Here is a 14,156-nt window from a genome sequence, read left to right as displayed (position 1 = left end):
GCACATAATGAGTGAGAAACGATGACTCTGAATCTGGTAAGTGAGCAGTTACTAGCTGCGAACAGCATTAATCAGCAGGACCTCCATTCCCTGTTAGGGCAGCTTTCAGAACGTCGTCTGGATTATGCCGATCTCTATTTTCAGTCCAGCTTCCATGAGTCCTGGGTGCTGGAAGATAAAATTATTAAAGATGGCTCCTACCATATCGATCAGGGCGTTGGCGTACGTGCCGTAAGCGGTGAAAAAACCGGCTTCGCTTATGCAGACCAGATCACCCTGAATGCGCTACGGCAGTCTTCGGAAGCCGCGCGCAGTATCGTACGCGAGCAGGGCAATGGCACCGCACATACGCTGCAGGCAGTAATGCAACGTTCGCTCTATGCGCCGGTTAACCCGCTCGACAGCCTGACGCGCGAAGATAAAATCGCCCTGCTGCATCGCGTGGACCGCGTGGCGCGCGCGGCCGACCCGCGCGTACAGGAGGTCAATGCCAGCCTGAGCGGCGTTTATGAACAGGTGCTGGTTGCGGCAACCGATGGGACGCTGGCAGCCGATATTCGTCCGCTGGTGCGTCTGTCAATCAGCGTGCAGGTGGAAGATCAGGGCAAGCGCGAGCGCGGCTCAAGCGGCGGCGGCGCGCGTACCGGCTATGAATTTTTCCTCGCCGATGAGAGCGGTGACGTCCGGGCTGACGCCTGGGCGCGCGAAGCGGTGCGTATGGCGCTGGTTAACCTCTCTGCAGTGGCAGCCCCAGCTGGCGCGCTGCCGGTTGTGCTGGGCGCTGGCTGGCCGGGCGTGCTGCTGCACGAAGCGGTAGGACATGGCCTTGAGGGCGATTTTAACCGTCGTGAAACGTCGGTATTCAGCGGCAAGATGGGGCAGCTGGTTGCTTCGGAACTCTGCACCGTGGTGGATGATGGCACGCTGGAGGGGCTGCGCGGCTCGCTGGCGGTGGATGATGAGGGCGTTCCGGGTCAGTACAACATGCTGATCGAAAATGGCGTCCTGAAAGGCTATATCCAGGACAAGCTGAACGCCCGCCTGATGGGTGTGCCGCCAACCGGTAACGGCCGGCGCGAATCGTATGCGCATCTGCCGATGCCGCGCATGACTAATACCTACATGCTGGCGGGCAAGTCCACGCCGCAGGAGATCATCGAAAGCGTGGGATATGGCCTCTATGCACCTAACTTCGGCGGTGGTCAGGTCGATATCACCTCGGGCAAATTTGTCTTCTCTACCTCAGAGGCGTATCTGATTGAGAAAGGTAAAGTTACCCGGCCGGTTAAAGGCGCTACGCTGATTGGCTCCGGCATTGAGGCGATGCAGCAAATCTCAATGGTCGGTAACGATCTGGCGCTGGATAAAGGCGTCGGCGTATGCGGTAAAGAGGGTCAGAGCGTCCCGGTTGGCGTGGGCCAGCCAACGCTGAAGCTGGACAAAATCACCGTAGGCGGCACCGCCTGAGGTGCCGGACCTCTGTCACTATAAGGGCTGCCCGCGGGCAGCCTTTTTTGTGGCTGCATCAGCTATAAATGCCTCCGATTCAGCCACTTTGGCAAAAACAGACAGCGCGCTAAGTCGTGCGATTATTTATTCGGATTAAAAAGTGATTTATGTCACGATTTGTAGAAAACATATAGTCAGGCACGTTATTATACGCGCGCTGGGTTTATGCACTGCATTCCGTTACGGACCAGACAGGCTGATGATACGCTATGATTAGCGCAGGGCGGCCTGAAGGTTACTGCCATTTTTCTGCTGCCTGCTTAACCATTCCCGGTGCGGCACAGCGTGGGGGCAAAAGCGGTGCGATTCCGGCAAGGTCGAACTAAGGAACCGAAATGAGTGTGCTTCCGGTATTTGTCGTATTCGGGCTATCTTTCCCGCCCATCTTCATTGAACTACTGGTTTCGCTGGCGCTGTTCTGGCTGGTGAAACGTGTGCTGACGCCAAGCGGGATCTACGATCTGGTCTGGCATCCGGCTCTGTTTAACACGGCCCTGTATTGCTGTGTGTTTTATCTTGTATCCCGTCTATTCATCTGAGGTTTTAAGTGAAAGCGCTCATAAGAAAAATCGCGCGTTACGCGATTACGCTCCTGCTGGTTATCATCGCCGTCGTGATTGTCTTCCGCGCCTGGGTGTTCTACACCGAATCCCCGTGGACACGCGATGCTAAATTCTCTGCGAATGTGGTGGCTATCGCACCTGATGTCACCGGTCTGATCACCGACGTGCCGGTACATGACAACCAGCTGGTGAAAAAGGGCGATACGCTGTTTATCGTCGACCGGCCGCGCTATCAGAAAGCGCTGGCGCAGGCGCAGGCAGACGTGGACTACTATCAGGCGCTGGTGAGTGAAAAACGCCGCGAGGCGGGACGCCGTAATCAGCTCGGTACCAGCGCGATGTCGCGTGAGGCGATTGAACAGGCCAACAGCGATCTGCAGACCAGTGAACATCAGCTGGCGAAATCGATCGCTACCCGCGATCTGGCGGTTATCGATCTCGACCGTACCACGATCAAAGCCCCCTCTGATGGCTGGGTGACTAACCTCAATGTCTATGAGGGTGAGTTCATTACGCGCGGCTCCGTGGCGGTCGCGCTGGTACAGCAGCACTCTTTCTACGTGCTGGCTTATATGGAAGAGACCAAACTCAGCGGTGTGCGTCCGGGATTTCGCGCTGAAGTCACGCCGCTGGGCAGCAATACCGTGTTACGCGGCACGGTGGACAGCGTGGCTGCCGGGGTGACCAACAGCAGCAGCAGCATTGATAATAAAGGTATGGCAACGGTGGACTCTAATCTGGAATGGGTGCGCCTGGCGCAGCGCGTGCCGGTGCGTATCCGTCTGGATGCCCAGCCTGGCAACCGCTTCCCGGCAGGCACAACCGCGACCGTGGTGATCACCGGCGAGCAGGATCGGCAGACCAACGTCTCGCCGCTGGCGCAATTCTTCAATCGCCTGCGTGAGTTTGGTTAAGCGGGGGCGTGATGATTGAGTTTTTGCGTTTCCCGATCAAGCTGACGTTTGCGCTGGTGGCCGCGCTGATGATTGGCTTTCACTTTCATCTGGAAACGCCGCGCTGGGCGGTGATGACGGCCGGTATTGTCGCTGGCGGCACCGCCTTTGCGGCCGGCGGCGATCCCTACTCCGGCGCGCTGCGCTATCGCGGCGTGTTGCGCATCATCGGCACCTTTATCGGCTGTATCGCCGCGCTGACTATCATGATCACCACCGTGCGTGCGCCGGTCGTGATGTTGCTGCTGTGCTGCATGTGGGCCGGTTTCTGCGTCTGGCTCTCTTCGCTGATCAAAGTCGAAAACTCCTATGCGCTTGGGCTGGCAGGCTACACGGCGCTGATTATCGTTGTAACCGCTGACGCAACCGGCGGGCTGACGCTCGCCCCCCAGTTTGCCGTTGAGCGCTGCAGCGAAATTGTGCTCGGGATCCTCTGTGCGATTCTGGCAGATATGCTGTTTTCACCGCGTTCCATTAAAAAAGTCATCGATGCCGAAGTGGATGCACTGCTGGTGGCGCATTATAAACTGCTGCAGCTCTGCGTTGCGCATGAAGATAAAGATGAGGTGGACAAAGCCTGGAGCGCGCTGGTACGCCGCACCACTGCCCTGAACGGCATGCGCAGCCAGCTGATGATGGAGTCATCTCGCTGGCAGAACAGCAGTCGCCGGCTAAAGATGCTTAATACGCTGTCGCTGACGCTGATTACGCAGGCCGCTGAGACGTTTCTTATCCAGAACTCCCGGCCCGACTATATTCCGCCGCAGTTCCGGCTGCTGCTGGAAAAAGAGGCAAACAGCGCCGGTGAGGTGCATAAGCGCATGAAAGTGCTGCGTCGCGTTATCAGCGACAGCAGCAAAACGGTTCCGGTCACGCTGGCGAGCTGGACCGGAGCAGCGACTGAATATCTGCTGCTGATCAAAGGGATTAAATGCAACAGCCGTATCAGCGCCCTTGAAGAGAACATCCTGCAGCGGGAGATTATCGTTCAGGCCCGTTCGGCTGAAACGCACCATGCGATGATCAACGGTATTCGCACCTTTGTCGCCACCGCGCTGGGGGCCCTGTTCTGGCTCTATACCGGCTGGACCTCCGGCAGTGGCTGCATGGTCATGCTGGGGGTGATCACCGCACTGGCGATGCGCATGCCCAATCCGCTGATGATGGCCAAAGATTTCTTTTACGGTATGGCGGTCGCCGTGCCGCTCGGGTTGTTCTACTTCACCTGGGTTCTGCCTGCCACGCAGCAGAGTGCGCTGCTGCTTTGCATCGCCATCGGCCTGCTCGGCTTTGTCGGCGGTATCTTTGTGCAGCGGCGGCAGATTGGCACGCTGGGCGCGCTGATCGGCACAATCAATGTGCTGGTGCTGGATAACCCGATGAAGTTTGAATTCAACGTGTTTCTCGATAACGCGCTGGGGCAGTGGATCGGCAGCTTTGTCGCCATGATGGTGATTTTGCTGATTCGCGATAAATCCAAAGCGCGTACCGGCCGCAAACTGCTAAATCGCCTGATGTATGCTGCTGTTGCAGCGCTGACGACGAATCAGGCCCGGCGCCGGGAAAACCATCTGCCGGCGCTTTATCAGCAGCTTTTTCTGCTGCTCAATCTGTTTCCGGGCGATATCGATAAATACCGTATCGCCCTGACGCTGATTATTGGTCATCAGCGGCTGCGTAATGCAGAAGTGCCGGTCAATGCGGAGCTCTCCGCTTATCACCGGCAGCTGCGACACACCGCGGATCGGGTTATCTCAGCCAGCAGCGATGATAAGCGACGCGACGCGTTCAAAACGCTGTTGCAGGAGCTGGCTGGCTATCAGGAGAAGCTGGCGCATTATAGTGCCCCTGCCAGCGTCACGGAGCCGGTCGCCCGCCTGACGCAGATGCTGGACAAATATCAGAACACCCTCATCCAGATTTAAGCCTGCCGCCCCGGGCGGCGGCGGGTTTATGCCACGCTGACACAAATCGGCTGCGCGTTGCCATCTATACTTTCCTGACGGATGCATACTGACAGGAGAATATCGATGTCCGCTTCTTTGCAGCAACATGAACTCTTCAAAACCGGCTTCTTCGCTGCGGGTCAATGGCATGCCGCCTCCGCGACGTTTGACGTAACCAATCCGGCGACCGGCGAGGTCATTGCCCGCGTCGCCAAAGCGGGTAAAGCGGAAACCGAACAGGCGATCGCTGCCGCGCAGCGCGCTTTCCCCGGCTGGCGGGATAAAACGGCCAAAGAGCGATCCGGGATCCTGATGCGCTGGTATCAGCTGATCGTGGAAAACAAACGCTGGCTTGCAGAGCTGATGACCGCCGAGCAGGGTAAGCCGGTCAAAGAGGCGGAAGGCGAAGTAGAGTATGCCGCGAGCTTTATTCAGTGGTTTGCAGAAGAGGCAAAGCGCGCTAACGGCGAGATTATTCCGCCCGCTAAACCCGGCTCGCGTATTCTGGCCACGCGTGAACCGGTTGGCGTGGTCGCGGCGATTACCCCCTGGAATTTCCCGATGGCGATGCTGACCCGTAAGCTTGGGCCGGCGCTGGCCGCAGGCTGCACCGGGATCATTAAACCGGCGAACAATACACCGCTCAGCGCGTTTGCCCTGATAGCCCTGGCGCAGCAGGCTGGCGTGCCGGACGGCGTGCTCAATGCCGTCGCGGGCGATACCCAGGCGATCAGCGACGCTATCATGGCCTCACGCGCGGTGCGCAAAATCTCGTTTACCGGCTCAACTGCCGTGGGCAAAACGCTGATGCGCAATGCGGCTGAGACGATGAAAAAGGTCTCCATGGAGCTGGGCGGCAACGCGCCATATATCGTCTTTGAAGATGCGGATATTGACGCTGCGGTACAGGGTGCGATTGCCAATAAATTCCGCAATGCCGGTCAGGTCTGCGTGAGCGTGAATCGTTTTTATATCCATGAGCAGATTTACGATCGCTTTGTTACGCAGCTGGCAGAAGCGGTTAAGCAGCTCAAAGTCGGGAACGGTATGGATGAAGGCGTAATCGTCGGGCCGCTGATCGCTGCCTCCGCGCTGGAAAAAGTTGAAGAGCATGTGCAGGATGCGGTGCGTAAAGGTGGCCGAATTGTCACCGGTGGCGAACGGCATGCGCTGGGCGGCAATTTCTGGCAGCCCACGGTCATTGCCGGGGCGCAGGAGAGCATGATGCTGGCGCAGGAGGAGACATTTGGTCCGGTTGCGGCCTGCTTCCGCTTCAGCAGTGAAGAGGAGGTAATCGGGCGGGCGAATGATACCGAATATGGTCTGGCTGCCTACTTCTATACGCAGAATCTGCAGCGGGTGTTCCGCGTCGCTGCCGCGCTGGAAGCGGGGATGATCGGTATTAATGAGTGCGCGGTCTCTACTGAGGTGGCGCCGTTTGGCGGGATTAAAGAATCAGGTCTGGGACGCGAAGGCTCAGTGCTGGGTATTGAAGAGTACCTGGAAGTCAAAGCGCTGCATCTGGGCGGTCTCTCTTAGCAGGAGGATACAGCATGCGAACCGAGCGTTTCGATTTTGATGAAATCGTCGATCAGGCCCACTTCTACAGTCAGTTTGGCGAGCGTTTTATGCTGAACGAGGCCGCTATTCGCGATCCGGACGATCTCTGGCGGGTGATGACCGGTGAACAGCTTCCGCTGCCGCTGGAAATTGTCTTCGTTAATCTGGGGAGAGGGCAGAAACGCCGGTATAGCGCACTGATCCTGCTATTTGAAAAGGCAGAAGAGGAGCTGGAGGGCCAGCTCCGCTTTACCGCTCAGTAATACAACCCAAAAAGGGCCCCGCAAAGCGGGGCCAAAGGGTTCGTCAGGGGTGACGAGGAATTACTTATAGAGTTCGGCGGTCACATGATAGCTGTCGCCGGTACGCGCTTCGATGACGCGGTAAGCACTGGCACCCTGCGCATCAGCTTTCTGAGAAAGCTGTTCGCGATAATCCATTGGTGAACCGCCGGTACCGCTGATTGAGATGGTGCTGCCAGCAGGCTGCAGATTTTGTGCTGATTCACTGGTAACCAGTTGAGCCGCAGAGGCGCCAAAGGCAAACAGAGAGAGCAGGCCAGCCGTTGCAAGAGTTGTTTTGATTTTCATGATGTATCTCCTCGTTAGCATCAACAACCTGCAGCTACACCAGAGTAAGCGGGTCGTCGATTAGCATCGGCGTTGTATCACGCCGGTTGACAGTTATTTATAGAGTTCAGCTGTAGCGTGGTATGTGTTGTCGTTATAAGCCTCGATAACACGATACGCTTTTGCGCCCTGCGCATCGGCTTTTGCATTCAGCTGCTGGTGGATATCCATTGGCGAGCCGCCCACGCCGCTGACGCTGATGGTGCCGGCAGACTGCAGGTTCGCTGCCTGATCGGCAGAAATAGAATCTGCTGCAGAAGCGCCAAATGAGAGTGCAGAGAGAATGCTTAGGGTGGCGATAGCCGCTTTAACGTTCATGGTATTTTCCTCGTCTGTGATTTTTATCTTTTTAGTTAGTGTGATTTGCGTCACGAAAAGAAGTATAGATCTAATAACGCGGGAAATTAATACTTCGCTAATAATGTTTCGTTGTTATCCTTTATCCTTATGCCACTTTTTTATAACGTTAAGTTATTAAAATCGGCTATTTTTCATCCGTTAAGCGCTTTTTTTTCGCAAAAACAGTGATCTGCGTCAAATTAACTTTTCGTGCCAAAGTTTATGGTCAATGCCGCTGCACGCTGGCGAAAAAATTAGTTAAAACGGGCGAAAGAGCGGTTACAGGCAGGAGAATATATGGCTGAGAGTAACAGGAGCTTAAAGGTCTGACCTATATTAGCCGGCTTGATAACCTTTAGCGATAAAGGCGGGGCGAAGTAACAGAGGACATCAGGTATCTGAACGCCAGAAGGTGCCGGCAGACTGGCCACCGGCAAAGAAGTGTTACAGCTCCTGCTCAAACAGCACCAGTACCGCGTCATAGAGCTGCTTAACGGTAAAAGCACGCGCCGGGGTGATGAAAATGGTGTCATCGCCGGCGATAGTACCCAGAATTCCTTCTGCTTTGCCGAGAGAATCGAGCAGGCGGGCAATCAGCTGCGCGGCGCCCGGACTGGTATGAATCACGACCAGCGCTTCATTGTAATCGATATCCAGCACCAGGTTTTTCAGCGGGCTGGTAGCGGTAGGGACGCCCAGTTCAGCGGGCAGGCAGTAAACCATCTCCATTTTCGCGTTGCGCGTGCGCACCGCGCCAAACTTTGTCAGCATGCGGGAGACTTTTGACTGATTGATATTTTCAAAGCCATCTTCCTGCAGCGCCTGCACGATTTCGCCCTGAGAGCTGAATTTTTCTTCTTTAAGCAAGGCTTTAAATGCCTTGATAAGGTCGTCTTGTTTTGAAGGATTACGCATAAGCTACCAATGAATGAGAGGCGCAGCAGGCAACAAGCCTGCAGCTGATAAATTATTATGCATTTAGATGAATTTTTATGCAATGCGTCAGTAGCGACTTTCGCCATACGTCCGCGCGGGACGGGCATTCTAGCAGAAACTGGCTACGCACCAAAATCGCGCGCTGACGCGCAAAGCAGAGGTTGCAAAGTTGTTATATTATTGACGTGGTAACAACCAGATCGACGATCAAAGCCGTATATCTCTGCTGGCTGCGATAAGATCATTCAGGTGCTTCTGAAACAGAGCGGTATCGGAAGCGGATAGCAGCATGCTGCCTGTGCGCAACGGCTATGTCGCTATCGCCTGAGATGTTGACTAAACTCGTAAGCTGATGGATTTCTGGCATATCTTTGCCCCATCTTAATAAGGAGTTCAGGATGAAAGTTGCCGTTCTCGGAGCCGCTGGCGGTATTGGCCAGGCGCTGGCTCTGCTGCTCAAAACGCAGTTACCCGCGGGTTCCGCCCTCTCTCTCTATGATATTGCACCGGTCACGCCTGGCGTGGCGGTCGATCTCAGCCATATCCCTACCGCTGTGACGGTTGAAGGTTTCAGCGGTGAAGATGCCACCCCTGCGTTGAAGGGGGCCGACGTGGTCCTGATTTCTGCCGGGGTAGCGCGTAAGCCCGGCATGGATCGCGCGGATTTGTTTAACGTTAACGCGGGCATTGTCCGAAACCTGATCGCGCAGGTAGCCAGCACGGCGCCCAAAGCGCTGATTGGCGTCATTACTAATCCGGTTAATACCACCGTGGCGATCGCCGCAGAGGTGCTGAAAAAAGCCGGCGTTTACGATAAAAACCGGCTGTTTGGCGTCTCCACGCTGGATGTCATTCGTGCTAATACCTTTGTCGCTGCGCTCAAGGGTAAACAGCCAGGAGAAGTAGAGGTGCCGGTCGTGGGCGGCCACTCTGGCGTGACCATTCTGCCGCTGCTGTCGCAGGTGCCGGGCGTCAGCTTCAGCGAGCAGGAGATCGCCGATCTTACAAAGCGTATTCAGAACGCCGGCACCGAAGTGGTGGAAGCCAAAGCGGGTGGCGGATCGGCGACTCTCTCAATGGGGCAGGCCGCCGCACGCTTTGGTCTGTCGCTGATCCGTGCGCTGCAGGGTGAGGCCAATGTAGTTGAATGCGCCTATGTCGAAGGCGACGGTGAATATGCGCGCTTCTTCTCTCAGCCGCTGCTGCTGGGGAAAAACGGGATTGCCGAACGTCGCCCGCTGGGCACGCTGAGCGAATTTGAACAGCAGGCGCTGCACGGTATGCTGGAGACGCTGAAAAAAGATATTGCGCAGGGTGAAGAGTTTGTGAAGCAGTAACTCCTGTTACGCAGTGTGAAACGCCCGGCTGAAGCCGGGCGTTTTTGTTACAGTCCGCCAGATTTGAAGGTCTGCGTCGCCGCCGTGCCATTGCCGGCAGGCGTTTTGCGTCCCAGCGTTTCCATACGTACCTGGAAGGGCGGGAAAGGCATCTCAATATTGTGCTCCGCGAAGCCCCGCAGAATGAGCTGATGCAGCTCATGCCGTAGCGGCATGCGATGGCCCATCTCTGCCGCATGCACGCGCAGCTCAAACAGCTGAATACCCTGCTGCAGGTCCACCAGGTAAACTTCCGGCGGCGGCATATCCAGCACATAGGTGCAGCGCTCGGCCGCCTGTTTCAGTATGGTGGTGGCTTCTTCACTGTTTACGCGCGCCGGCGCCGGAATCGTCAGCACCACACGCGTAACGGAATCTGACAAAGACCAGTTCACGAACTGCTCGGTAATAAACGCTTTATTGGGCACGATAATCTCTTTCCGGTCCCAGTCGGTAATGGTGGTCGCGCGGGTGTTAATACGCGTAATGCTGCCGGTAAGATCGCGAATAGTGACGGTATCGCCGATGCGGATCGGTTTTTCAAACAGTATAATCAGGCCGGAGATAAAGTTGGCAAAAATCTCCTGCAGGCCAAATCCGAGCCCAAGACCCAGTGCAGCGACCAGCCACTGCAGCTTTGACCACTCCACGCCAATCATTGAGAAGCCTATCAGGCCCCCCATCAGCATCAGCGCATATTTGGTCAGCGTTGTAATGGCGTAGCCGGTACCCGGCGCGAGGCTGAGATGCTGCAGCAGCGCCAGCTCCAGCAGCGCCGGCATATTGCGGACCAGCTGCGTGGTGATGATCAGCACCAGAATGGCGATAAGCACCGCACCCAGCGTGATAGGCTGCACGCTCTCAACGCCCTGAACCGTGGTACTGGCATCCCAGAGCGGAATGTTATCGAGGAAGCTAAACGCGGAGTGGATTTCCGACCAGAGCAGGATCACCGATACCAGTGCAATCAGCGTCAGGATAGAGCGCACCAGCCGCAGCGACTGCGCACTGATGGCATCGAGGTCAATCACCGGCTCATCAATTTCAATGGTGTCAGTATTGGTGGCGCTCTGCTGCTCTTTTTCTTCTTCACTGCGGGCGCGATTGGCCAGCATATCAGCGCGACGCTGGCGGGCGCGATCAAACGCAATGCGTCGGCGCTGAATCAGCATCCAGCGGCGAATAATGTGATAAATCACCAGCAGGAAGAACCAGATACAGACTGAGGTTTCCAGGCGAGCCAGCAGCGCCTGGGCGGTTGCCAGATAGCCGATGCAGGATGCAAAAGCGGCCACCAGCGGAATGGCGATCATCAGGTTCCACAGGATGCGATTGACAAAATTATCACCGCTGCCCTCTTTATCAAGATAAAGCGGAATACCGGCGCGCTTCAGGCTGACCGTGACAATGCTCAGTGCACCGCAAATCAGCACAAAACAGAGTCGTCCCAGCGTCGCGGAAAACTGTGGATCTTCCAGATTGCCAAAGGCGATCAGCAGCATGATCAGCGGTACAATCAGCCCAACCGTCAGCGAATAGTAGCGCATGGCGCGCGCCACCCGCGTCTGCGGCCAGCGAAAATGCACGACAAACAGGCCGTCGTGACGGGCAAAGGCGGCGCTGATCATAAACGCCCATAGCAGAGGCAGCGTGGCGGTAATGCCATCCCCTATCGCCACGGCAAACGGATAGGGCCACGCATGCTGCAGGCCATACCCCAGTGCCGCCCAGAGCACCGGCAGCGGCAGCGCCACCAGAATGGACCAGAATACCGTCCGCAGCGTCAGGCTGAAGCGATCCTGTGTCACTTTGCCCACGCGGCTGGCGGCGCGCGCCATAAACGCGTTGTAGTGGCGGCGTGAGCTGATGCTGAAACCCACCAGCAGCACGGCACCCATAATCGGCAGCACCGTTTCACGACTGGTAAACATCATGGCCAGCGCTTTGCCCATCTGACCCAGCGTATCCAGCGACAGCAGGCGGGTGAGGGCGCTTGCTACCTCAAGGGGATACTTCAGGCCCACCGGACTGACATCTGCCGTCCAGAAGAGGTAACGATGCGTCGCCTCTTTAACTTCGCTGAGCGCATCCTGCAGCTGCGTGTTTGACACCCGCAGCTTAGTGATCTCCAGAATCAGCGTATCGCAGCCGGAGATCAGCGAATTAAGCAGTTCACGCTGGGTGCGCAGCTGCGCGTCCAGGATCCGGCTCTGTTCGCTGGTATAAGGCGTGCCATCTTCCTGCTTCTCTTTACGCAATGTCTGCTGACGCTCGAGCAGTGACTCATAGTGCAGCCGCTGCACCCGCAGCTCGCCCATTTCGCTATCGATCTGCTGTGCTTTTGGCATATCGGGCAGACGGGCTACCTGCGCGCGCAGTGCTTCACCCAGCAAATTAGAGGCGCCCAGCCACTGTGACTGCTCGCGCAGCGTGCTCAGCGCCTGGCGCACCTGCAGCGTCTGATTAGTTGCCAGACGCTGCTGCGAGGCGACCAGATCCATACGCTGCGCCTGCTGATTCAGATCGGCAGAGAGCTGACGATTAATACGCAGCTGCTCGCTAATGGTGGGCGGCAGATCGCCGCTGTTTTCCGCCAGCTGCTCCGTGCGCTCCAGCGCCAGTTCCGCCTCGCGCTGACGCTGATTGTTCAGCTGGCTGCGCAGCGCCTGCAAATAGTTATCCAGCTGCGTGGCTTTCCGCTGATGCACTTCTGCCCGCATGCGCGCCAGTTCCTGACGGTTATTGGCTGAGAGCTGCGCCAGCTCCAGCTCATCCACCCGGGCTTTGCTCGCTGCGCTTTCCGCCTGACGGGCATACACCTGCGCCTGGGCAAGGGGTGACGCGTTGTTTGAAATGCCCTGCGCGCGACGCTCATTCTCCGTCATGGCACGGCGCGCATCAGTCTGCTGCTGCGGCAGCTGCGCCAGCGAGTCGCTGATTTCACGTGCGCGGTCCTGCTCCTGCTGCGCCTGCCGTCCCTCTTCCAGCAGCTGGCTGCTGACCTGGAGTATTTCCTGATCCAGTTCCGCATTGCTCATGTTGCTGCGTACGGGTTTGCTGGTCTCGTTCAGCGTGGCGATCTGCTGGCGCAGTTCGCGTGCCAGCCGGGGAAAATCGTCGATCACCTGCTGATACTGCTTCGCCCGCTCCAGCGAGTCGCTGCGTTCAGAGAGAAAATTGATGGCCGCTTCCAGCGCCTGCACCTGTTCGGTTTGTGCAGGACTGTTTTTAGCGGATTTCGCCTCATCCAGCTCCTGCTGCAGCTGCGTAGTGGAGGGGAGGGAGGCGGCACAGAGAGGGCTGCTGAGCACGAGGCTCAGCAGTAGAACAAGGAAAGCGCGCACGGGAGCAGGTCTCTGATTATTGAGTCAGCGGGGCGCTGTCGCCAGACTGCGGCAGTGCAATAGCCAGCGGCTGGCCGAGACGCGTTTTACTTTCCGCCTCCAGGCTTTCCGCCAGTTTTACCCGGTCAGGAGCGAACAGGTTGATCACGGTTGAACCCAGCTTGAAACGGCCCATTTCCTGACCTTTCAGCAGTACGACCGCACCATCATGTTCGGCAGAAGGATAGCGCCAGCGTTTGATCACACCTTCACGCGGCGGCGTCACGGTTCCTGCCCAGACAGTTTCAATACTGCCGACGATAGTGGCACCCACCAGAATTTGCACCATCGGGCCGTGATCGGTATCAAATACGCAGATAACGCGCTCATTACGCGCAAACAGATTAGGAATATTGCGCGCCGTGAGCGGGTTAACGGAGTAGAGGTCGCCCGGCACGTAGATCATTTCACGCAGGATGCCGTTGCAGGGCATATGCACGCGGTGGTAGTCGCGCGGGGCAAGATAAGTGGTAACGAACTCCCCATCAATAAACTTCTCTGCCAGCTCGTCGTTGCCTGCCAGCAGCGCCTGCAGCGTATAGTAGTGTCCTTTCGCCTGAAAAATCTGATCGCCGGTGATGCGGCCCAGCTGGCTGATCGCGCCGTCACACGGCAGCGCCAGCAGCGAGGCGTCAGGATCGACAGGGCGGGCACCCTCTTTCAGCGGGCGGACAAAGAAATCGTTGAACGTGCGATAGCTGCCGGTATGTGGCTTACTGGCTTCCGCCATATCAACATTATAGAACCAGACGAAAGCATCAATGACCGCTTTGGTCAGCCAGCCACCGCGGCGACTGGCGCCCCAGCCGGCGAGTTCGGTCAGCGCCTTCTTGGGCAGAATATGATTCAGGCCGAGTTTAAAACGATCAAACACCGTTGCCTCCTGGCTTAATACCTGTGGTTTACGTAAAAAAGGGGGGGCGGATTGTAGCAGCGCCCCGGTGAGTTAGCGACTATGTCGT

The 14,156-nt window shown here is 57.0% G+C and carries 12 protein-coding genes; 7 read left to right on the top strand and 5 right to left on the bottom strand.

Annotated features, from left to right (window positions below; genetic code table 11):
• Nucleotides 1-21 precede the first annotated feature (21 nt).
• The 6 genes from tldD to B4056_RS00190 all read left to right on the top strand — a co-directional run bounded on the left by tldD (nucleotide 22) and on the right by B4056_RS00190 (nucleotide 6,794).
• Nucleotides 22-1,467 (top strand): metalloprotease TldD, encoded by a 1,446-nt coding sequence (gene tldD, locus B4056_RS00215; RefSeq protein WP_288653428.1) that lies wholly within the window; start codon nucleotides 22-24, stop codon nucleotides 1,465-1,467.
• A 377-nt stretch (nucleotides 1,468-1,844) separates the two neighbouring features.
• On the top strand, nucleotides 1,845-2,048 hold the full coding sequence (gene aaeX / locus B4056_RS00210; protein ID WP_065648072.1) for a p-hydroxybenzoic acid efflux pump operon protein AaeX: 204 nt from the start codon (nucleotides 1,845-1,847) through the stop codon (nucleotides 2,046-2,048).
• 8 nt (nucleotides 2,049-2,056) lie between these two features.
• Nucleotides 2,057-2,986 (top strand): p-hydroxybenzoic acid efflux pump subunit AaeA, encoded by a 930-nt coding sequence (gene aaeA / locus B4056_RS00205; protein WP_288653426.1) that lies wholly within the window; start codon nucleotides 2,057-2,059, stop codon nucleotides 2,984-2,986.
• An 11-nt stretch (nucleotides 2,987-2,997) separates the two neighbouring features.
• Nucleotides 2,998-4,950, top strand: coding sequence for a p-hydroxybenzoic acid efflux pump subunit AaeB (gene aaeB / locus B4056_RS00200; protein ID WP_094111847.1), 1,953 nt, complete (start codon nucleotides 2,998-3,000; stop codon nucleotides 4,948-4,950).
• A 105-nt stretch (nucleotides 4,951-5,055) separates the two neighbouring features.
• Nucleotides 5,056-6,510: an NAD-dependent succinate-semialdehyde dehydrogenase gene (locus B4056_RS00195; protein WP_104085375.1), complete on the top strand. Its 1,455-nt coding sequence runs from the start codon at nucleotides 5,056-5,058 to the stop codon at nucleotides 6,508-6,510.
• A gap of 14 nt (nucleotides 6,511-6,524) precedes the next feature.
• The gene (locus B4056_RS00190; protein WP_094111849.1) at nucleotides 6,525-6,794 is read left to right on the top strand and encodes a barstar family protein; all 270 of its coding nucleotides are present in this window, start codon (nucleotides 6,525-6,527) and stop codon (nucleotides 6,792-6,794) included.
• Nucleotides 6,795-6,854: 60 nt separating this feature from the next.
• Here B4056_RS00190 and yhcN (B4056_RS00185) read toward each other — a convergent pair whose 3' ends face one another.
• The 3 genes from yhcN (B4056_RS00185) to argR form a co-directional block, all read right to left on the bottom strand.
• Nucleotides 6,855-7,121, bottom strand: a complete 267-nt coding sequence (gene yhcN, locus B4056_RS00185) for a peroxide/acid stress response protein YhcN (protein WP_039380672.1) — start codon at nucleotides 7,119-7,121, stop codon at nucleotides 6,855-6,857.
• A gap of 93 nt (nucleotides 7,122-7,214) precedes the next feature.
• The gene (yhcN, locus tag B4056_RS00180; RefSeq protein WP_039380669.1) at nucleotides 7,215-7,478 is read right to left on the bottom strand and encodes a peroxide/acid stress response protein YhcN; all 264 of its coding nucleotides are present in this window, start codon (nucleotides 7,476-7,478) and stop codon (nucleotides 7,215-7,217) included.
• Nucleotides 7,479-7,943: 465 nt separating this feature from the next.
• The gene (gene argR / locus B4056_RS00175) at nucleotides 7,944-8,414 is read right to left on the bottom strand and encodes a transcriptional regulator ArgR (protein WP_039380667.1); all 471 of its coding nucleotides are present in this window, start codon (nucleotides 8,412-8,414) and stop codon (nucleotides 7,944-7,946) included.
• 419 nt (nucleotides 8,415-8,833) lie between these two features.
• Here argR and mdh point away from each other — a divergent pair, with 419 nt between their 5' ends.
• A complete protein-coding gene (gene mdh, locus B4056_RS00170; protein WP_094111851.1) occupies nucleotides 8,834-9,772 on the top strand; it encodes a malate dehydrogenase in 939 nt (312 codons plus the stop codon).
• A gap of 47 nt (nucleotides 9,773-9,819) precedes the next feature.
• Here the strand turns inward: mdh and mscM are convergent, their stop codons facing one another.
• Both mscM and asd read right to left on the bottom strand, forming a co-directional pair.
• Entirely contained in the window at nucleotides 9,820-13,155 is a 3,336-nt protein-coding gene (gene mscM, locus B4056_RS00165) for a miniconductance mechanosensitive channel MscM (protein WP_071669169.1), read from the bottom strand.
• Nucleotides 13,156-13,171: 16 nt separating this feature from the next.
• On the bottom strand, nucleotides 13,172-14,068 hold the full coding sequence (gene asd / locus B4056_RS00160; protein ID WP_288653423.1) for an archaetidylserine decarboxylase: 897 nt from the start codon (nucleotides 14,066-14,068) through the stop codon (nucleotides 13,172-13,174).
• Between the last annotated feature and the right edge of the window lie 88 nt (nucleotides 14,069-14,156).

This window comes from Pantoea sp. UBA7232, assembly GCF_002473195.1.
Taxonomy (GTDB): Bacteria; Pseudomonadota; Gammaproteobacteria; order Enterobacterales; family Enterobacteriaceae; genus Pantoea; species Pantoea eucrina.
The sequence above is the reverse complement of the archived record's forward strand: the minus strand, read 5'-3'. Positions and strand labels throughout refer to the sequence as shown.